At 32.0% G+C, this 20,531-nt stretch carries 17 protein-coding genes; 8 read left to right on the top strand and 9 right to left on the bottom strand.

The genetic code is table 11. The features are described 5' to 3' along the window. Window positions 1–42 precede the first annotated feature (42 nt). Together LG295_RS11315 and LG295_RS11320 are read right to left on the bottom strand one after the other, a co-directional pair. Window positions 43–1,272 carry a NupC/NupG family nucleoside CNT transporter gene (locus LG295_RS11315; protein WP_404475949.1) on the bottom strand — a complete coding sequence of 410 codons (1,230 nt, stop codon included), beginning with the start codon at window positions 1,270–1,272 and terminating at the stop codon, window positions 43–45. A gap of 389 nt (window positions 1,273–1,661) precedes the next feature. After that, window positions 1,662–3,380, bottom strand: a complete 1,719-nt coding sequence (locus LG295_RS11320; RefSeq protein WP_107529838.1) for an ABC transporter ATP-binding protein — start codon at window positions 3,378–3,380, stop codon at window positions 1,662–1,664. 236 nt (window positions 3,381–3,616) lie between these two features. Between LG295_RS11320 and pbp4 the strand changes: the two genes are divergently transcribed. After that, a complete protein-coding gene (pbp4, locus tag LG295_RS11325) occupies window positions 3,617–4,912 on the top strand; it encodes a penicillin-binding protein PBP4 (protein ID WP_318833095.1) in 1,296 nt (431 codons plus the stop codon). A 411-nt stretch (window positions 4,913–5,323) separates the two neighbouring features. On the opposite strand, the gene tagD is transcribed toward pbp4, so the two are convergent. The 4 genes from tagD to LG295_RS11345 all read right to left on the bottom strand — a co-directional run bounded on the left by tagD (window position 5,324) and on the right by LG295_RS11345 (window position 9,121). Further along, entirely contained in the window at window positions 5,324–5,722 is a 399-nt protein-coding gene (gene tagD / locus LG295_RS11330; RefSeq protein WP_017722614.1) for a glycerol-3-phosphate cytidylyltransferase, read from the bottom strand. A 92-nt stretch (window positions 5,723–5,814) separates the two neighbouring features. Further along, window positions 5,815–6,873 carry a glycosyltransferase family 2 protein gene (locus LG295_RS11335; RefSeq protein WP_107529835.1) on the bottom strand — a complete coding sequence of 353 codons (1,059 nt, stop codon included), beginning with the start codon at window positions 6,871–6,873 and terminating at the stop codon, window positions 5,815–5,817. Beyond that, window positions 6,870–7,961, bottom strand: coding sequence for a teichoic acid glycerol-phosphate primase TarB (gene tarB, locus LG295_RS11340; protein WP_107558118.1), 1,092 nt, complete (start codon window positions 7,959–7,961; stop codon window positions 6,870–6,872). Before tarB ends, LG295_RS11335 begins: the two co-directional genes overlap by 4 nt. Before the next feature lie 359 nt (window positions 7,962–8,320). Further along, window positions 8,321–9,121, bottom strand: a complete 801-nt coding sequence (locus LG295_RS11345; RefSeq protein WP_107529833.1) for an ABC transporter permease — start codon at window positions 9,119–9,121, stop codon at window positions 8,321–8,323. Between the two features lie 394 nt (window positions 9,122–9,515). Here LG295_RS11345 and tagH point away from each other — a divergent pair, with 394 nt between their 5' ends. The 3 genes from tagH (at window position 9,516) to LG295_RS11360 (ending at window position 12,171) form a co-directional block, all read left to right on the top strand. Next, window positions 9,516–10,310 (top strand): teichoic acids export ABC transporter ATP-binding subunit TagH, encoded by a 795-nt coding sequence (tagH, locus tag LG295_RS11350; protein WP_107558117.1) that lies wholly within the window; start codon window positions 9,516–9,518, stop codon window positions 10,308–10,310. Window positions 10,311–10,480: 170 nt separating this feature from the next. Beyond that, window positions 10,481–10,840 (top strand): DUF2294 domain-containing protein, encoded by a 360-nt coding sequence (locus LG295_RS11355; protein WP_107529831.1) that lies wholly within the window; start codon window positions 10,481–10,483, stop codon window positions 10,838–10,840. Window positions 10,841–11,136: 296 nt separating this feature from the next. Next, on the top strand, window positions 11,137–12,171 hold the full coding sequence (locus tag LG295_RS11360; protein WP_107529830.1) for an NAD-dependent formate dehydrogenase: 1,035 nt from the start codon (window positions 11,137–11,139) through the stop codon (window positions 12,169–12,171). Window positions 12,172–12,438: 267 nt separating this feature from the next. On the opposite strand, the gene tarA is transcribed toward LG295_RS11360, so the two are convergent. Beyond that, window positions 12,439–13,185, bottom strand: coding sequence for an N-acetylglucosaminyldiphosphoundecaprenol N-acetyl-beta-D-mannosaminyltransferase TarA (tarA, locus tag LG295_RS11365; RefSeq protein WP_107529829.1), 747 nt, complete (start codon window positions 13,183–13,185; stop codon window positions 12,439–12,441). A 237-nt stretch (window positions 13,186–13,422) separates the two neighbouring features. On the opposite strand from tarA, the gene LG295_RS11370 reads away from it, so the two are divergent. Next, the gene (locus LG295_RS11370) at window positions 13,423–14,172 is read left to right on the top strand and encodes a M50 family metallopeptidase (protein ID WP_107558116.1); all 750 of its coding nucleotides are present in this window, start codon (window positions 13,423–13,425) and stop codon (window positions 14,170–14,172) included. 234 nt (window positions 14,173–14,406) lie between these two features. Here the strand turns inward: LG295_RS11370 and LG295_RS11375 are convergent, their stop codons facing one another. Next, window positions 14,407–15,051 carry a metal-dependent transcriptional regulator gene (locus tag LG295_RS11375; protein WP_017722623.1) on the bottom strand — a complete coding sequence of 215 codons (645 nt, stop codon included), beginning with the start codon at window positions 15,049–15,051 and terminating at the stop codon, window positions 14,407–14,409. A 121-nt stretch (window positions 15,052–15,172) separates the two neighbouring features. Between LG295_RS11375 and LG295_RS11380 the strand changes: the two genes are divergently transcribed. The 3 genes from LG295_RS11380 to mntC are packed head-to-tail and all read left to right on the top strand — an operon-like array spanning window position 15,173 to window position 17,680. Continuing rightward, the gene (locus tag LG295_RS11380; RefSeq protein ID WP_107558115.1) at window positions 15,173–15,895 is read left to right on the top strand and encodes a metal ABC transporter ATP-binding protein; all 723 of its coding nucleotides are present in this window, start codon (window positions 15,173–15,175) and stop codon (window positions 15,893–15,895) included. 25 nt (window positions 15,896–15,920) lie between these two features. Then, window positions 15,921–16,754, top strand: coding sequence for a metal ABC transporter permease (locus tag LG295_RS11385; RefSeq protein ID WP_404475953.1), 834 nt, complete (start codon window positions 15,921–15,923; stop codon window positions 16,752–16,754). Further along, complete coding sequence (gene mntC / locus LG295_RS11390; RefSeq protein WP_107529825.1) at window positions 16,751–17,680, top strand: manganese ABC transporter substrate-binding lipoprotein MntC; 930 nt, start codon at window positions 16,751–16,753, stop codon at window positions 17,678–17,680. The genes LG295_RS11385 and mntC overlap by 4 nt, the downstream gene beginning before the upstream one ends. A gap of 571 nt (window positions 17,681–18,251) precedes the next feature. On the opposite strand, the gene LG295_RS11395 is transcribed toward mntC, so the two are convergent. Next, the gene (locus LG295_RS11395; RefSeq protein WP_107558114.1) at window positions 18,252–20,303 is read right to left on the bottom strand and encodes a sodium:proton antiporter; all 2,052 of its coding nucleotides are present in this window, start codon (window positions 20,301–20,303) and stop codon (window positions 18,252–18,254) included. Between the last annotated feature and the right edge of the window lie 228 nt (window positions 20,304–20,531).

Below are 20,531 nucleotides of genomic sequence, written 5' to 3' on the forward strand. Positions count from 1 at the left end.
CAATCAAAAATAAGTATATAACTTAACTTTAATATTTAAAGTTTACCAAGCAAATAATCCAACAAATCCTGCAGTCATCAACGATACTAAAATACCTGCAAGTAATAACATTGGTACATATTGGGATACGAAATCAGATGTTTTCTTATCTACAATTCCTTTTAAAGTACCTACAATCATACCGATTGTCGAGAAGTTCGCGAATGAAATTAAGAATGTCGTAATGACTGCACGTCTATGTGGCGAATAGGATTCAACAACATCTTTAATCTGTCCCATAACAACAAATTCATTAGTGACAATTTTTTTGGCCATCTGCTGTGCAACAATCCAAGCTTCATCCCATGGTAAACCAAGCAATAACGCAAATGGATACATAAACGCACCAAGTATTTGATCTAAACCAAAACTACCTTTAATACCTGCCCAACCGCCAATGACGCCTGTAAGTAAATTAATCAATCGATCAATTAAATCTGATAGTGCAACGAAACTAATAACAAACGCTACAATAATTAAGATTAATTTACCTGCGTTTAATACTGAATCACCTAAGAACGAGAAGAACGGTTGACGTTCTAATTCATTACTTTGAATAGTGTAAATAATATCTTCTTTTCCTTCTACCGTAACTGGATTTAATATAGATGAAATAATAATCGCATTGATTATATTTAATGGAATAGCTGTCAATACTAAATCACCAGGAACCATAGAGACATATGCTCCTACAATAGCCCCAGATACAGAACTCATAGACATCATCGCCACCGTTAACACACGAGTTTCTTTCATACGTTTTAATTGTTCATTCGAAACTGCTAATGCTTCTGTATTACCTAAAAACATCATTTCAATACCAAAGAATGATTCAAACTTTGGTTGACGCGTGATTTTTGCTAAAACCCAACCAATACCACCAATTACTTTAGGTAAAATATTGAAATACATTAAAATATCAAATAACGGAACAACTAATAATATTGGGAATAATGCACTTACTGCCATGTCCATTGCGCCTGGTTTTACCCAGCTAGAAAAAGCAAATCCTGTACCTGCATGTGCGGAATCAATCACCCAAGAAATACCATTAGCTAATGTTTGTACTGCAGTTTTTCCCCACGGGAAGTACATGAAGAACCAAGCTAAAAATAAATTTAATACAACTAATATTGCAATTGATTTCCATTGAATATTTTTTTTACTTCGAGAGAATAATACTGCAATCCCTAAAAACACAAACAATCCAATTATGTTAATCACTAAAAACATAATACACCCACCATTTCTTATTAAAATCATTGATAACAATGAATTTTTGAAAGTAATTTATGTAGCTATGTATTCAGAAGAACAAAGGTAAATGCATTTGACTGACATAAACAATCATTCGTTCATAGACAGCATTAAACCATGCATTTACCTTAATTATTCCTAATCCCTAGTTTTGTTAATTCATTTTTGTAATTAATTTATACTTTCTCAAAACACTGTTTATTAATAATTCACAATAATTATAGCATGCATGTACTTTATATAAAATAACAATTTTATAGTTCGATAAACATCACTTTTTTTACACAATCTAAGCTTAAACATTCGCCTTTCACTATGAAAACGTCTACACAACTATCGTTGTAATTTACTTTTTACTCTTTTTCTTATTTCGTCAAATTCTGTGTGTTAACAAATTGTTGGTATTTCTCATGTTTCATAATCAATTCTTGATGTGTACCTTTACCAGTTACTTTACCAGAATCTACGAAAATAATTTGCTCTGCTTTTTTAATAGTAGACAATCTATGTGCGATAACTACAGTTGTACGGTTTTCCATTAATTCTTCTAGTGCATCTTGAATCTTTCTTTCACTTTCACTATCCAAGTTAGCTGTAGCTTCGTCTAATAATAAAATATCTGGATTTTTGACAAAACTACGAGCTATATCAATGCGTTGACGTTGGCCACCAGATAATTTCAATCCTCGTTCACCAACCATTGTATCGTAGCCATCTTCAAATTGTTCTATGAACTCATGACAGTTCGCTAATTTCGCAAAATGGATAAGTTCTTCGTCACTGACTTCACGGTTTATTCCATACAATATGTTATCTCTAATCGTACCATTCATCATTGAGTTTGATTGCATTACGTAACCTATTTTGTCACGCCATTCACCTAACCCAATGTCATAAATGGACTTATCACCATATTTAATATCACCTTGATCAATATCATACATCCGCTCAATAATATTAAAAATGGTACTCTTTCCTGACCCTGAAGGACCTACAAATGCAGTGACTTTACTCTGAGGTATTTCAAAACTAACATCACTCAGAATTGGCTTAACTCCATATTTAAAGTCAACATGTTCAAATACCAAACTACCATCAGTAATCTTATCTTCTTGTTCTATATGGAATGCTTCCGTAGGTTCTTCCATAATTTCATAAATACGACCACTTGCACCTACAGCTTTTTTATAATCTGTAACAAGCGTTGAAAGATTAATCAGTGGTGTTGATAATTGTATAACATAAAAAATCATAGCAATCAGTGTGCCTGCTGTGATGGCACCAGTTGAAATTCTAATCGCACCAAACCCTAATATAATCGCGATTGTAAGTAACATAATCACGCCTGAAATAGGCTGAATTACTGCAGTGATTTTAGCTTGTTTTAATCCTAAAAAGTAAATCTCTTTTAAGTTTTTATGTGCATTATTTAGTTCTAAGTCTTCTGTATGTGACACTTTCACTAAACGCATTTCTGTCAAGACACGACCTAACAAACCACTAAAATTAGCAATTTCTGCTTGTGTTTTTTTAGAAATCTTTTCCATAATTTTACCTAATGGAAACATGATTAACACAAAAATTGGAATAGTGATGAATGTAACTAATGTCATCTTCCAATCCATAATGAATAACATAACCAACGAACCTAAAATTGTTAATACGGAGGGTAATAAATTAGGAAGTTTTTGAGAAATAAATTCATTAATCACTTTCGTATCATCCGTTAGTCGGCTCATCAATTGGCCACTTTCATTTTGGTCAAAAAATGGCATTTTTAAATGGATAATATGATGCCATAATACCGATCTAATCGCGTATATAACCTTTTCCCCAATTTTACTTAACAGATATAAACCCACACCACTAAGTAGTGCATTAACAATAAATATTGAAATAAAGCCTCCAACAAACATCCAATTCATATTATCAAAGGAAAATTTATCTACCAATTTCCCAGTAAATAATGGGACTAGAAGTCCAGTAATACTACCTAATGAAGAAATAAATACAGCAATAATGATAAGGCCAACAGGCCATGACAGTTTTTTAAATAAATAGAATAATGGATTTTCTTGCTTCATATTTTTACCTCTTCTATTTTTATATTTTTAAAATAATGCTAAAAATGAATCTGAGCAGAATAACATTATAATAGTTAATGCGTTAAATTCCAAACAAACACAACTTTATTTTTCGCAACCATTTTTGATAATGCAATAATTACAATACTTTCATGAATGTATTTTATTTAAACTTTACAATATGCTAAAATACTTCTATTGCAATAAAACTCAAAATATTAAGAGGGAATGTAATTATGAGAAAGTTAATTTTGACATTTATAACTGTACTCTTCGCTGGTACAATTATAACACCCTTTGCTGAAGCTGAAACTGTCACACCTACACAAGCAGCAAATCAATATGGTTATAATGTATCTGAATCTTATCAACCTGAGGGTGCAGTAAATGTTGCACAAACAGGTCAGCTACTTTATCAATACAATATGAATAAAAAGTGGTACCCCGCTTCAATGACCAAGCTTATGACCATGTATCTTACGCTTGATGCGGTCAATAAAGGCGAGTTATCTTTAAACGATAAAGTAAAAATTACGGATACACACTACCGTATGTCTACCTTACCAGAATTAAGCAATACCAAGTTATACCCTGGCGAAACGTATACTATTAAAGAATTACTTCAAATCACGGTATCAAACTCAAGTAATGCAGCTGCACTCATTTTAGGAAAAGAAGTCTCAGGCAATTTTTCTGACTTCACCGATAAAATGAATAAAAAAGCAAAAGCATTAGGAATGAAAAATACGCATTTTGTAAATCCAACAGGTGCAGAAAATCACCAACTTCGTGACTTTGTTCCTAAAAAGTATAAAAATGAGAATGATAATATATCTACTGCCAAAGACTTCGGTATACTTTCGCAACGTGCCGTTCAAGACACCCCGAAAATATTAGATTTCACTAAGCAACTAGCACCTACACAACACGGTGTTACATATTATACTTTTAACCATTCGCTTGAAGGTGCAGATATGAGTTTGGAAGGAACTGACGGCTTAAAAACAGGCTCAAGCGATGTTGCTGACTATAACCATACAATAACAACGAAACGTAATGGTTTTAGAATTAACCAAGCTATTATGGGTGCAGGTAATTACGATAAACTTGGTGGAGAAAAGCAACGTAATATGATTGGTAATGCTTTAATGAACATGTCTTTCGATCAGTATAAATATGAAAAAGTATTGTCAAAAGGCGAACAAAAAATTAATGGGAAAACATATTTTGTAGAAAAAGATCTCTACGACGTATTACCAAAAGATTTTGATAAAAAAGACTATAAAGTGGTAATTGAAGATGACAAAGCACACATTGAATATGACCGTGAGTTTATTAGTAGTAAATATGGTCCACCTTCAGTTGACGTCAACAAGCCACTCGTGCATCAAGCAACAACAGTTGTAAAATCATCTTGGGATGAGCATCCTATATTAACTTTATTAGGTACAATACTCATTATTGCAGCAATCGCAATCATTATTTATCTAATCATTGATTTAATCCGAAAAAAATCAAATAAAAAGAAATAACAATCATTCAAGTGATGGTTACATTGTTAAGCACTGCTCCTTTTCAATTAAAATTATACTAACGCAAAACGAACTTAATATAACTACTACCCTTAACTAGGTAGTAACTGCTCAAACATATTGAGGATGTGAAGATGAAATCGAATTTTGATTTTATTTTCACATCCTCTTTTCTTAATAACAAAACTAAATGAATCAATAAGAAAAATAAATTACCATTAAATATCCGCTTGTTTCCTAACCGCTTCTAAATAAAACCTTTAAACAGTTCATACTAAATACATGTCTTAATCGTAAATGAACAAACAATAACAAAAAGAAGCTAGATTACATCAATGGGTATCGATCCCAAATTCCTGTAACCTAACTTCTCAAAACACTTCACAATAAATAATTTATAAAACAGCAAAGCTATTTCTCATTATCACCATAAAGTTCTTTTTTAATTTTAGTCGTAGAGATACCTTCAGTACGATTTAGATAAATGACTTCACATTTATCCTTTAAGAAGTCGAATTCGCCTTCCCAATCGTGACCCATAACAAATGTATCTATCTCATATCGATCAACATCAATTTCTTTTTGTCCCCAACCACTTTCAGGGATAACAAGATCGACATATCTAATTGATTCTAACATCATTTTTCTCTGTTCATAGTTATAATAAGATTTTTTATTTTTAACACGATTAAATTCATCTGTTGAGAGTGCAACGACTAAATAATCGCCCATTTCTCTCGCTCTTCTTAATAATTCAATATGGCCATAATGCAATAAATCATATGTTCCATAAGTAATAACTCGTTTCATTAGCATATGCTCCTTAACAAAATATTAATTTAATATTTACATTTTTAAAAATTATAGCATATTAAATCTTAGTTTACGAATTCTGATAATTTTCATCTTTTCAAAATTTGTTTTAATTTCATTTTACTTCTAAATTTTGCGCGTCTCGGTAGCACTTCCACTTTAAAACGATAATAATTAGGTCTCCCAATACCAACGCTTAACAATGCATCTCTCCACTGATAATATAAAGTTTTATTCCATTTTACACTACCTTGTTCAATCACTTTAATTATTCTAAATAATGCTTCACCAGCATAATCTGTTTTTTGCATTTCTTTAATATATGAGATAACAAGATCTAACATTTGTTGTGTAACGGTTTTATGCTGTCCGACATATGCTTGGATCAGATAACTTACAATCAATTCATCCATACGGTAACTATAATAGACTCTTGCTTCTCTTAGCAATAATGTATCCATTACACGTGCTCTAACTTTTTCTGCATCACGCATATAAGATACAAATTGATTCGCAAGTTGATCAGTTATTGAACCAGCCTGCTCATTGTAGCCATAAACGATATCTGGCAATAATTGAATATCACGCGCTTTTTTGTATGCTTGGATAATAAAAGTATGTTCTTCACAAAAAACAACATCTTCATCGAATCTTAAATCAGCAAATTTTGCGCTAAACATTTTTGCTCCGGGACCAATTGATTGCATCACTTCAGGACATTGAGCAATATTTACAGTATCTAATTTCTTGATTACTTCGTGAGAATAAATGGTTTGCCAGTCGCCATTGTGTTCTCTTGCAATTTGTCCGATAACAATATCTACATTTTCATCTCGTTGATAATAATCAGCCATAAAATCTATTCTACTAGGTAAGAATTCATCGTCAGCATCTAAAAACATAAAAACGTCGCCTGACATATTAGCAATACCAACATTTCTGCTAGCTGCCGCACCTTGGTTTTCTTGGTTGATAATCGTTATATTTTTATATTCTTTTTGCAATTGTTCTAATACAAACTTACTACCATCTTCCGAACCATCATTGATGCATATAATTTCATAATTTTGCTTTGTATCAATCGATGCAATTGCTCTACGAATTGTTTTTTCTGCATTATATACAGGAATAATTATTGAAATTTTCATTTTTTCACCATCTTTTCAATTTCATTAATGATACGCGTCAAACTATCTTTCGTATTATATTCATGCCAATCTTCAAACAATAGCGCTGGCGCATAACTTTTTTCATGTAACTTATGCATTAATTCATCCTCACTATATGCCTTATATGCCTCCGGTATTTTTTCATAAAATACATTCAATCCACGGGTACGATTATAATCTGCTTCATCATAAACATAAAAAAGTGTGGGTTTCTGTAAGATGCTCGCTTCAATTGCTAGTGAACTGTAATCACTTATAATCACGTCTGCTAATATCATTAACGATTGCAAGTTAATTGTTGTCTGTTGCTCTGTAGCAATGGAAGGATGTAATTTGCTCAATAATGTATACTCAGGTAACTTTGCTTCGAATTTCTGTTTATCTATCACACGGTTAGCCTGCTTGTGTTCTCGATAGGTAGGGACATAAGCAGCTACTTTGCCATTTATCGCATATTGTTGTTTCAATTCATGTTGTCTTTGTTCAACATCCAACCTCGCGTATGGTACCAACCTCGGCAATCCGGTTCTTAAAAATTGTTCTTCATTTGCTCCAAATGATTCTTTAAAGCAGTCCGCCATTGGTTCACCACCAATAATATACTTATCTGTTGCGTCATAAACTTTTTTATATTGTTGAACTATTTTGCTATTTGATAAGTCAACTTGTCTATCTGTAAATCCGAAATTTTTCAATGCACCTGCTGCGTGCCATGTTTGTACGACCGTTTGCTGTTTTTTCTTCTTAAATCCACCCATTATCAGATAATAAGTATCTATCACAATCACCTTTGCGCTACTCAACGCTTTGATATGCTTAAATACTTGTTTATTTCCTGCAGGTAAAAACACTGTATTCTCTATATGTTGGATATATTTACGATTTTTTTCTGTACCAATAACTGTCAGCTTATATCCTTTACGGTGTAACGCTTCAATAATAGGTAACACATCTTCAGCAAAAGTCATCATCACCACAATTTGGTCACTATGCACTTTTTTCTTTCGATATATCATATTCAAAAAGCTAATAATAATGATATAAAGCTTTTTTATAATTTGTCTCAATACATTTCACCGCCGTTAATTATTAACTACCTTAGCTTTTATTATATATATCCTACATAAAAAATTATAGAAAAACCTTTTTTTGATATAACATCAACGCATCTTAACAACATATTTTAATGCATCTATAAACGCACATAATTTTAAAATTTATGTTTACCAGCTAAAGTTTTATGTTATTTAAGTATCGTACCAGTTCTGTAACAAAACGTTAACTATAAGCACCACCCTATTTAACAACTTTTAATTTAGAAGAAAATAAAAAAACGGGAGTAGATGTAGAAATCATTTTCAAAAAATTGATTTCTGCCCTACTCCCACTACAACATTATTCAAACATATTCATTCCAATATTCTCATTACATAAAGTCTGCAAAATGATCTCTATAGCGCATATGCATAATTGAACCTACTATAAATAAGAACAGAATGATTAATAGATTATACAAAGTCAATTCCCAATGCGTTATAAAATACCACTCTTTATGTAACACAGCAGAACGATAGGCTTCAGCTAGATAATATATTGGATTCAATTTCATTACTTCTTTTACAATGCCTTCTGGAGGCACAATTAAAATAGATGATGCAAAGAATACCATTCTCATGAGCGCTTGAATTGCCTGTTGCGTATCCTTTACAAGCACTCCTAACGTTGATGTAAACAACGCTATTGCAGTTGTTAATATTAATGCAAATGGTACATATAAGAAAAGTTGCAACGTGTATATCGTTGGATAGTAACCTGCCAACATACACAATAAAATGACTACAATAAGTAGTGCAAGGTGACCGTAAAACCTACTCATTACTATGTAAGAAGGTATGATTGACAACGGAAAATTCATCTTCGCTACTTGGTTATACTTCGTTGCTATTGATTTAGTACCTTCCAAAATTCCTTGGTTAACAAAGAACCACATACTGATACCTACGAGTAACCAGTAAATAAATGGTACACCATCTATAGGATCGTTACTTCTAATACCAAGACCAAATACAAACCAATAAACCATGATTTGCATAGCTGGATTAATTAACTCCCAAGCCATACCGAGATAGTTATTTGTATTAGAAATCTTCACTTGGAACTGTGCTAGTCTTTGTATTAGATAGAAATTTTTAAAATGCTCTCTAAATACTACCCATACTGCATTCATTTAAATAAACCACACTTTCAATCGATTTGCTTATCACAATTTACTTATGACACTATTATATTCAATTTCAATATACGCTTTATTAACTATCATAACAACTTTCAGTAACTTTCGGAAATAGTTATTTAAAAAAGTGTTAAAAAGTTGAATCTTTTGTATACTAAATAATGAAATAATTGTTGATATAAGTCTAAATAATAGCTATCGCACTTTATATATTTTTAATTTTGTCGTTATAGTTGATTTTATAATTTTTATTCAGTAAAATTTAACAACTGTATAAGCATTAATTCCGTTAAATTATACTCACTTACTTTACAATAGGTTTATAAATTTAACAACTAATATAATGTATAATATAATAGTACTATCTGTAAACAAGGAAGGTAAAATTATGAATGTATCCGTTAACATTGAAAATGTAACTAAAGAGTATCGAATTTATCGTAATAACAAAGAACGTTTAAAGGATGTATTACTCCCTTTTCATAAAAACAAAACATTTTACGCCTTAGATAACTTGTCTTTAAAAGCGTATGAAGGCGATGTGATTGGATTAGTTGGTATCAACGGTTCAGGAAAATCTACCTTAAGTAATATGATTGGTGGATCTCTATCTCCTACTGATGGTGGTATTAAGCGTGATGGCGATGTAAGTGTGATTGCGATTAACGCAGGACTAAATGGACAACTAACAGGCATTGAAAATATCGAGTTCAAAATGTTATGCATGGGATTCACTAGAAAACAAATCAAAGAATTAACACCTAAAGTTATTGAATTCAGTGAATTAGGAGAATTCATATACCAACCTGTTAAAAAATATTCTAGTGGTATGCGCGCTAAATTAGGCTTCTCAATTAACATTACAACCAATCCAGATATCCTTGTTATTGACGAAGCTTTATCCGTTGGTGACCAAACTTTCGCTCAAAAATGTTTAGATAAAATTTTTGAATACAAAGAACAAGGTAAAACCATATTCTTTGTGAGTCATAATATGAAACAAGTACGAGAATTCTGCACTAAGATTGCTTGGATAGAAGCTGGCAAACTGAAACAATTTGGTGAATTAGATGAAGTCTTACCTGAATATGAAAAATTCTTAAACGACTTTAAAAAACGTTCTAAAACAGAACAAAAGAAATTCAGAAGTGATTTAGACAATTCTAGATTTGTCGTAAAATAATACACAACGTGATAAATACCCTAGCATTGATTTTATATTCAGTGCTAGGTCTTTTTATATTTTTAAACTTTTGAGTTAATGAATTACAAACAAAGCACTTTTCAAAGTAAAGTAAAAGCGTTATCATATATTTATGTGTCTATAATAATAAATATTATTTAGCAAATGGGGTGAATATCATAGAAAAAAATAATAAAACCCAGGCATTCGCTAATTTAGTTCGTGCTTATAGAAAAACTTATATCGGCAAGGGGCCAGAGACTGTTAAAGTTTTCTTTAAAGACAATTGGGCCGTAGTTCACATGACCGGTAGTTTAAGCAAAGTTGAAAATCTTTATTTGCGTAATAAGGATTTAGAGAGTATGCTTAAATATGGAAGGACTGAAGAAGTAAAAACATTATATAAACAAAGTCCACCAACTGAAATGGAAGAACTAGTCGGAGCAAAATTCGTTAAACTATTTACCGACCTCTCTTTAGAAGACGACGAAGTTGTTTCTATATTTGTTTTCGATCAAAATATTGAATAGATTTTAAAAACTAACTATATCATTATCATTTATAATTTTACTTCAACTTTTTATAAGTTACTAATGCATACAATGTATTGTGTAAATAATAAAAAGTTATATATTAAAGGGATTGTCAAAAAGTACTTGGTGCTGTATTTGTTACTCCCCTCACTGAACGTATTAACATTCAAGGAGGTGGTTTATACAAATCCATCAAGTATTTTTTTTGATTCAATTTAAAAATGAATCACTAATGTAATAAGTGCTTTTCATCATAGAAATAACTCAATAAAAAAATATTAGGAGTGTATATTATGAAAATTGTAGCATTATTCCCAGAATATATAGAAGGACAAGAAAACCAATTATTAAACACTGAGAAAGCAATCGGTTTAATTCCCTTTTTAGAAGAAAAAGGACACGAACTTGTTATATTAACAGATAATAACGCAGACTTAGACAAGCATTTATCAGATATGGACGTTGTAATTAGCGCGCCCTTCTATCCAGCATATATGACAAAAGAACGTATAGAAAAATCACCAAACTTAAAATTAGCGATTACTGCTGGTGTAGGTTCTGATCACGTAGATTTACAAGCTGCCAGTGAAAACAATATCGGCGTAGTTGAAGTAACTGGTAGTAATACCGTTAGTGTAGCTGAACATGCAGTTATGGACCTTCTCATTTTGTTACGTAACTACGAAGAAGGACATCGCCAGTCTGTTAACGGTGAGTGGAACTTATCTAAAGTTGGGAACCACGCACACGAATTACAAAATAAAACAATAGGTATTTTCGGTTTTGGTAGAATTGGTCAACTTGTCGCTGAAAGACTTGCACCATTTAACGTCAAAATTCAACATTATGATCCTATCAACCAAAAAGACAACAAAGATTCTAAATTTGTTAATTTTGATGAACTTGTTTCTACTAGCGATGCAATTACAATACATGCACCTCTAACACCAGATACAGATAATTTATTTGATTATCATGTATTAAGCCGTATGAAAGTTGGTAGTTATCTAGTAAATACTGCACGCGGTAAGATTGTTAATACAAATGATTTAGTAGAACTTTTAACTGCAAAACACATTCAAGGATATGCTGGAGATGTATGGTATCCACAGCCAGCACCATCTGATCATTCATGGAGAACTATGCCTAGAAATGCAATGACAGTGCATTATTCTGGTATGACTTTAGAAGCACAAGAACGTATTGAAGAAGGCGTTAAAGATATTTTAAATCGCTTCTTTAACAATGAACCGTTCCAAGATAAAGATGTAATTGTTTCTGGCGGTCAAATTTCAAGTGCTAGTTACAAGAGTAATAAAGGTAAGTAATGACTAATTAATACCAGATATATCAGAAATTCTACTTCATAGAAATGTATTATCTTAGATTAAATTAATATCCACACGTAACCCCACACTTTAAAGATAATGTAAAATGTTAATAACAACTAAATAAATCATATGTAATGTTTTAACTGAGCATATGACAGAAAAGGCTGAGACAATTAAACTTTGTCTCAGCCTTAATCATTTTATGGGAAAAGATGAGAAAATATTTTTAAAATAAATTATATCTCTGTTCTAATCCTTTTTTCCCTATTTTTTAAATTTAACTTTAGCTACTTTAAATAAAAATTTAGGTATTGATTTCATTCTCCCTATACGCTTCCAATCAATTAACAAGCGATAAATCCACTCAATATTTAACTTCCTAAATACCATAGGCGCTCGTTTTTTTGCGCCACTGAATACTTCGATTGAGCCACCTACCCCCATTAACAGCGCTTGATTAAATTGATCTGAGTGACGTTCTATCCATTGTTCTTGTCTTGGATAGCCCATACCAACAAACACATAATCCGGATCAAAAGAAGTAACTTGTTTTAATACCATCTCATCTGCTAAATCAAAGAACCCATGGTGGTAATCAAAAATAATATTAGGGTATTTTTCAGCTAGTTTATGTTGCGCTGTTTTAACAACGTCATTTTCAGCACCTAGTAGAAATACTTTTTGCTGATTTACATTGGCAATTTTTAAACATGCTTCCATCAATTCAATACCTGGAACTCTGGCTTTTAAAGGCGTATTAAGGATTCTCGCGGCTTTAACGACGCCGGTCCCATCCGGCACTACATAATCTGCACGGTTTATTAAATTTCTATAGTTCTCATTCTCCGTAGCATAATCTACAATTTCAGGATTTGCAGTTACAATAAATAAATTTCTAGAACTTGATGTTAAGAAAAATTGTTTAATATTGTCTTGCATTTCCTCTAGCGTAACGTTATCAAAATAAACAGATAACACATTTACTTTATTTTCTTTGTTGCTTTCCGTCATGTTTTGGAATCTCCTAACTCAATTATAGCGCTTTATCATTATAGTTTATGCTTGTTATATTAACATATTATGATTCATCCATATAATATAAATCAGTACTAATCATCTTTATATTCTAAATCTACATCCAAAGTCCAAATGCTTTATTTCAAAATTTACTTTATACTTAATATTGCGCTATGACTGTTTTCACTTTCTATAAAAGCGGTTATTGAAAATTAAAATCGAGGTTATATTATGTCATATTTACAATCATTTTTTAGCTCTGTAATACAACTCAATTTATACTGGGTCGTGTTTATAGCTTTAATATATGTATTGATTCATTCTTATCGCAACAAACCAATAAACCAAATTTTAGATATTTACTTAAATTACATCCCTGTATTAACACATGAATTCGGACATATCTTATTTAATAAAATAAGTGGCGGCAAAGCTAAAGATTTGGTGATTGTTTCCTCACCTGCAGAACGTATCGAAACTTCTCAACAAGGTTTCGCTATTACTCAATCAAAATCACGTCTAGGACAAGCCATAACCACTTTTGGCGGATATGTTATGCCACCACTAATGTTATTTATTGGTTTTTGGGCATTAGATTCACAATACCCTAGTTTATTTATTACGGCCTACTTAATCATTTTCATATATTTTTTAATATTAACTTCCAGAAAACTATTACCAATTATCATTGTAATATTGTTATTTGCTTTGCTTTATTTCTTGTTCCAAAGCGATAATCAACTCATGATGTTTTACATTGTAGCAATCACTTATCATTTCATTCTAGGTGTACTTTTAGGCGAAGTTATCCAATCGTCATGGACCATTTTTAAACTAACATTTTCACACCAATCAGTGACTTGGGATGGCTCAACTCTAAAATCACTAACGTATATACCTACATTCGTTTTTAGTACCATTTGGATAGCCACCAATTTATTTACTATTTACCAATTAATTCATGCTTATTTTACAACCTAAAACCTAGTTAGATTGGTTACTGAAATAGTACAACAGTGTCATTGTAATTACTGATATCATGCATAAGAAACAAGGAAAGTGCATCCATAAAATATACAAATAAAAATCCCTCCAAAGTTTTCATTTTTTAATGATTACTTTGGAGGGATTTTGTCATTATCGATCGTCTAAACAACTTCATAAAATGAAGGTGCTTTTTTGAGTACAGTATATGTCAAAGTTCAATTTGCACCATCATTTTTCTGCATAAATATGTGCAGCGTTATCATAACTTAATACCGTAACTTGATCACCTTTTTTAACAATAATCACTTTGTTGGTATCATCTCTATTGATAATCTCTATTTGCTCGTCTATTAAAATTGCTTTACTTGATAAGTAAATTAATAAGTCCGTTCTATCTCGAACTCTTTTAATTGTTACTATATCACCAGTTTCAAAAGACAATAGATTCGTTGTGTATAGTTCTTTATATTGATTTTCTCTTGGTATCACGCCCCCATGAGGACACGTGATTGGGTAATCCAATAATTTATCTAAACGATCAACAAACAAATGAGATACTCTATGCTCTAATACCTCTGCTTCTTGATGCACTTCTTCCCAATTATATTGCAAAATTTTTATTAAAAATAACTCTAATAAACGATGACGTTTAATTATATCTAAAGTATAAGTTAAACCAGTTTCAGAAAGTTTCACACCTTTATAAGGTTTTGTTTCTACATATCCCGACTTTTCCAAACGATTAACCATTTCACTTACAGAGGGCGGTTTAATGTTTAAATATTGGGAAAGTGTTTTATTTGAAACGAAAGAATGGTCACCATCATGCGTTAAAATTGCTTTTAAATAATCTTCCTTTTCTTCAGTTAGCATTATCTCACCTCTCAAGTCGATTCATCTTATTGTATCACGAATCGACTTGACACGCTAAAAGTTCATGGTATATTATAAATTAAATTAGGTTATCCTAAAATTATTATTAAGGAGGGTGAAAATGTTAGAAATTGAGAATTTAAACCTTACATTAGGAAATAAACATGTGCTACAAAATATTAATTTACCCATTCCTATTAATGGTGAAATAATTGGAATTATGGGTCCTAATGGAGCTGGGAAATCATCTTTAATTAAATCTCTTATCGGAGAATTTAAATCGACAGGCAAAGCCCAATTAAATGGTAATCCCATACAAAATGATTTGAAATCTATAACTTATATCCCACAAAAAGCGCATATTGATCTAGATTTTCCTATCAATGTGGAACATGTAGTCATGTCAGGTGCATATAAGGATATAGGGTGGTTTAAATGGGTAAATTCCGAAACCAAACAAAGATTAAATCAATTAATGGATACCTTAGAGTTAAAAGATTTACGTCATCGACAAATTTCAGAACTGAGTGGTGGACAACTACAACGTGTGCTAGTAGCTCGTGCTTTAATGACTGATAGCTCATTATATTTATTAGATGAACCTTTTGTTGGCATTGACTTTCACAGTGAACAAATCATTATGTCACAATTACGAATTCTAAAAGAATCCGGAAAATTACTGCTCATTGTACATCATGACTTATCAAAAACTGATGAATATTTTGATCGTGTAATTCTTTTAAACAGAAATATTCGTTATTTTGGGGACAGCAGAACTGCTATGAAACCTGAGCATTTAAACAACACATTTATAAGTGCTCCGTCACAACATGAAACTGTTTAGTATTTTAGAAAGGACGTAACTTATAATGGAATTTTTTCAACAATTACTCGATTATAAATTTTTAAGCAATGCACTAATTATTTCAATTGTTGTAGGTATTGTATGTGGAACAGTCGGCTCTCTTATTGTTCTTAGAGGTCTTTCACTAATGGGAGATGCAATGAGCCATGCCGTACTACCAGGTGTAGCACTGTCATTTTTATTCAATATACCTATGTTTATTGGTGCTTTAGCAACGGGGATGGTGGCAAGTATTTTTATTGGTTTTATTACTAAAAATAGTAAAACCAAATCCGACGCAGCTATCGGCATTAGCTATACTGCATTTTTAGCTTTAGGGATTATCTTAGTCAGTTTAATCAATAGTACAACCGATCTTTATCATATTTTATTCGGTAATTTACTCGCAGTTACACAAGTCACATTCTGGTCAACTATCGTTGTTGGAGTTTTAGTAATGTTATTAATTATTGTTTTTTATAGACCTTTAATGGTTTCAACTTTCGATCCAGTATTCAGTAGAATGAGTGGCTTAAATACTACATTAATTCATTACTTTGTAATGCTATTACTATCTCTTGTAACTGTAGCAAGCATTCAAACTGTCGGTATTATACTGGTGGTAGCTTTACTTATAACACCAGCATCTGCCGCATTTTTAATTTCTAAAAAATTACATACAATGATGATTGTAGCTAGTCTAATCAGTACTGTAAGTGCTATTGTCGGACTATATTTCAGCTACGTTTATAACATCCCTAGTGGTGCAACGATTGTATTCTTCGCATTCTTAATTTATATCGCTATTTTTGCATTAACTAAATTAGAACTTTTTAAAAAGAGAGGACAACAAACATGAAGAAATTACTATCAATCGCTTTAATATTTTTACTATTTTTAGCAGCCTGTGGTAACGACAAGAATGACTCGGGTGCAAATTCAAACGAAAAATTAAAAGTTGTAACAACAAACTCTATTTTATATGACATGGTTAAAAACGCTGGCGGTAAAAACGTGGAAATTCACAGTATCGTACCAATAGGCCAAGATCCACACGAATACGAAGTTAAGCCTAAAGATATTAAAGCGTTAACTGATGCTGATATCGTTTTTTATAACGGCTTAAATTTAGAAACAGGTAATGGTTGGTTTGATAAAGCCTTATCTCAAGCTGGTAAGTCAGCAAAAGACGACAGTGTAGTAAAAGTGTCTGACAAAGTAAAACCATTATATTTAAACGGTGCTGAAGGCGATGAAAGTAAACAAGACCCACATGCTTGGTTAAGCCTTGAAAATGGCATAAAATACGTAGAAACAATTAGAGATAGCTTATTAAAACACGATAAAGCACATAGTGATGATATCAAATCGCACAGCAAAGATTATATCGCTAAATTAGAAACGTTAAATAAAGAGAGTCATGAAAAATTCAATGATATACCAAAAGAACGCAGAGCCATGATTACAAGTGAAGGTGCATTTAAATATTTCTCTAAACAATATGACATCACACCAGGTTATATCTGGGAGATAAACACTGAAAAACAAGGTACACCAGAACAAATGAAACAAGCGATTCAATTCGTAAAAGATCATGACTTAAAACATCTCCTTGTTGAAACAAGCGTAGATAAGAAGAGTATGCAAAGCTTAAGTGAAGAAACTAATAAAGATATATACGGTGAAGTATTTACTGATTCAATTGGTCAAGAAGGATCAAAAGGTGATTCTTATTACAATATGATGAAATCAAATATCGAAACTGTTCACGGCAGCATGGAATAAATGATTTGGGCTATTTAACCTAAGTAATAGGTGAATAGTCCCATGCCGTACAGCTTTCCTCCTAATTGCGTACGGCATGGTGGTATTCAAGCCTTAAATCATCTCCCTAACTCCATCAATGGTCGGTTCCTCCCCCCATTGATGGAGATTTTTTATAATACTTTTTAATAAAGTACATAGTTATATTTTGCTAAATCAAAAAATAGATTTCATAAAAAAGCAGAGCCGTTTGATGGCATCTGATCTGAACGTAGACAAACCTTAGGTGATAGTTCGCCTAAGGTTTGTTTATTTATATTTATATAGTTATTTTTCAAAATAGCACCGACCTTCCAGACCAAAATTGGCTCCTTTACCAATTGATTTATTCAACATTATAAACACCAACACTGTTAAATTTATATACTATCATCTTTTCAGTGTAATATTGGCCGTCATTTAGTCGGACTCTTGCGGGAAGTGCACTAGCCGAAGGCTACGGGCTAAGGCAGCGTCCGCGCGGAAAACGTGCACAAAAAACTGCCAACAAAGTCGGAAACTTTGTCGACAGTATGAATATATTCCATATAATTTAATCCGTCAGACTATCTACAATAATCATTTCATCGTAATTTATTGCTTCACGGATTTTTAATGCTGTCACTTCACTTACTTCTTCATCTTCAACAAGTTGATTTAAAATACGACGTTGCTCTTTAAGTGCAAGTAATTTAATTTTTGTTATTGAATTTTCATTTTTAGGATTAAAGAAATTAGAAGGTGTTAAGTTATCTATACGAAGAAGATAGCTATCACAAATCATACCGACTTCTAATTTATTATCTTCAGTTGTTTCTTTTGCTAAACGGCTCACAACGCGATAGTGAACTGTGCGCATCACATTTGAAATCTCTTGTAAGTTATCAATTATGGATAACGGAGATGCCGCATTAGTTTTTACTTTATACTTAATTCTTCTTTTTAAAATCATTGCTCTGAATTCAACTTTTATACGTTGTATTAATGAAGCTTGTTTATAAACTTGGGTACGCTCTGTATAGCGCATATAGTTATCTAACACGTTAGTAGTAATATCGCCATTCTCAACTAAATTATTGAGTGTATGGTTCTCTACGTCAAATGCTAATTTTTGTAATCTTTGAAGTTCTTTAGTATTTTCATCTTCATTTTCAACAGTTCTAAGAAAAGCCAATTTATCATGATAATCCTTAATTACGTTGCCATATTGAAAACTAGATTCTACTGAAGACATTTGATTTAAATTATCTATTACTTTTTCTAAAATATAGACACGGGCTTGTTTGAAATTCATACCCACAACTTTAGGTTTCTTAGCGTTAGGAGTAACAACAGGGAGTAAAAATTGTGCTACGATTAAACTAATAATGACCATGCCTGAAGCTATAAACAATAGATCATCTCTAAAAGTAAACGAGTGATGGTCTGCAAGCATATAAGGTAATGTTAAAGCAATGGCTAAAGAAATCGTCCCATGAACACCACATAAAGTCATGATAAAAGCATACATGCCACGTTTAGGTGGTGTTTCCTTTACTTTGGTTTCATCTTCATTATATGAAATCATTTTCTGGAATGGGCTCACTGGTAAGTAAAAATACGGATATAAAACAAAAACCCATAAAAATCTAAATAAATAAATAGCTAAGGCAATTAAACATGTCACTACTATTAAGAAAATTAAATTATGTGGTTCATTTTCAATGATACGCCCCACCACTTCAGGGATTAAGTAACCTAAAATAGAAAATACAAAACCATTCAAAGCATATCCCAAAATATTCCAAGTATGGTTATAGCTCATCTGCAATCTTGTACGTGCTTGAGCAATACGATCACGTTCAAAACCATGAACTAAACCAGCAGTTACTGCTGCAATAATACCAGAAGCATGGAACATTTCTGCCACGATATAAGTTACAAATGGTGTGACTAACTGAATAAATGTGAACATATTGATATTTTCAATACCACGACGAGACAGTGTCACTCTAAATCTAACTAGCGCAACACCTATAATTAAACCTACGACAAAGCCCCCAATTGAAGAGATTAAGAACTGTTCAACAGCATTAACCATTGAGAAGCCACCTGTAATCAGCGCTGCTACAGCAATTTTAAAGGATATGATACCAGCTGCATCATTTAAGAGAGATTCACCCTCTAAAATTGTCATAGAACCCTTCGGTAATACTTTCCCATTAGTTATAGCTTGTACTGCGACTGCATCCGTTGGACATAGTATTGCGGCCAACGCAAAGGCAGCTGCCATTGGTAACTCTGGCCAAATCCAATGTACAAATAGTCCTACCACTATAACTGTCGTAACTACTAGTCCTAACGCCATCATTAAGACTGGTTTTATGTACCGTCGCAAATGGACACGTGAAACTTTAACACCTTCAACAAACAATAGCGGTGCAATCAAAGCGACCATAAATAGTTCCGAATCAAATCGAAATTCAACGGGAATTGGTGTCACATACAATAACATACCTAGTATAATTTGGATAAAAGCCAACGGTACCTTAGGAAGTATTGTGTGCACCAGCGAACTTACAATAACAAGTGCTAAAAATATAAGTATCGTTTCAAATATTTGCAAGGTTTCACCTCTTTTCAACATAATTATTCATTCATAATTGTTGAGGTTGAAACATAAAATAATATTGTCTTTAATTGAACATATTGTGTTTCAAACTCTTACTCATCAAATACCAAACGTTTTTCATCCCCAATTTGATAATTAATTTAAAAATTAACATAATTACAAATATATATTATTTTATCATTTTATTGACTATCCCTTAAACGTAACGCACCTAAAATCTAT

The organism is Staphylococcus pseudoxylosus (genome assembly GCF_044794325.1).
In the GTDB taxonomy this organism is placed as follows: domain Bacteria; phylum Bacillota; class Bacilli; order Staphylococcales; family Staphylococcaceae; genus Staphylococcus; species Staphylococcus pseudoxylosus.

What these genes read in the sequence shown, in the direction of transcription:
- LG295_RS11315 (WP_404475949.1), bottom strand. Translation starts at nt 1,272, where the DNA reads ATGTTTTTAGTGATTAACATAATTGGATTGTTTGTGTTTTTAGGGATT.
- LG295_RS11320 (WP_107529838.1), bottom strand. Translation starts at nt 3,380, where the DNA reads ATGAAGCAAGAAAATCCATTATTCTATTTATTTAAAAAACTGTCATGG.
- pbp4 (WP_318833095.1), top strand. Translation starts at nt 3,617, where the DNA reads ATGAGAAAGTTAATTTTGACATTTATAACTGTACTCTTCGCTGGTACA.
- tagD (WP_017722614.1), bottom strand. Translation starts at nt 5,722, where the DNA reads ATGAAACGAGTTATTACTTATGGAACATATGATTTATTGCATTATGGC.
- LG295_RS11335 (WP_107529835.1), bottom strand. Translation starts at nt 6,873, where the DNA reads ATGAAAATTTCAATAATTATTCCTGTATATAATGCAGAAAAAACAATT.
- LG295_RS11345 (WP_107529833.1), bottom strand. Translation starts at nt 9,121, where the DNA reads ATGAATGCAGTATGGGTAGTATTTAGAGAGCATTTTAAAAATTTCTAT.
- tagH (WP_107558117.1), top strand. Translation starts at nt 9,516, where the DNA reads ATGAATGTATCCGTTAACATTGAAAATGTAACTAAAGAGTATCGAATT.
- LG295_RS11360 (WP_107529830.1), top strand. Translation starts at nt 11,137, where the DNA reads ATGAAAATTGTAGCATTATTCCCAGAATATATAGAAGGACAAGAAAAC.
- tarA (WP_107529829.1), bottom strand. Translation starts at nt 13,185, where the DNA reads ATGACGGAAAGCAACAAAGAAAATAAAGTAAATGTGTTATCTGTTTAT.
- LG295_RS11370 (WP_107558116.1), top strand. Translation starts at nt 13,423, where the DNA reads ATGTCATATTTACAATCATTTTTTAGCTCTGTAATACAACTCAATTTA.
- LG295_RS11375 (WP_017722623.1), bottom strand. Translation starts at nt 15,051, where the DNA reads ATGCTAACTGAAGAAAAGGAAGATTATTTAAAAGCAATTTTAACGCAT.
- LG295_RS11380 (WP_107558115.1), top strand. Translation starts at nt 15,173, where the DNA reads ATGTTAGAAATTGAGAATTTAAACCTTACATTAGGAAATAAACATGTG.
- LG295_RS11385 (WP_404475953.1), top strand. Translation starts at nt 15,921, where the DNA reads ATGGAATTTTTTCAACAATTACTCGATTATAAATTTTTAAGCAATGCA.
- mntC (WP_107529825.1), top strand. Translation starts at nt 16,751, where the DNA reads ATGAAGAAATTACTATCAATCGCTTTAATATTTTTACTATTTTTAGCA.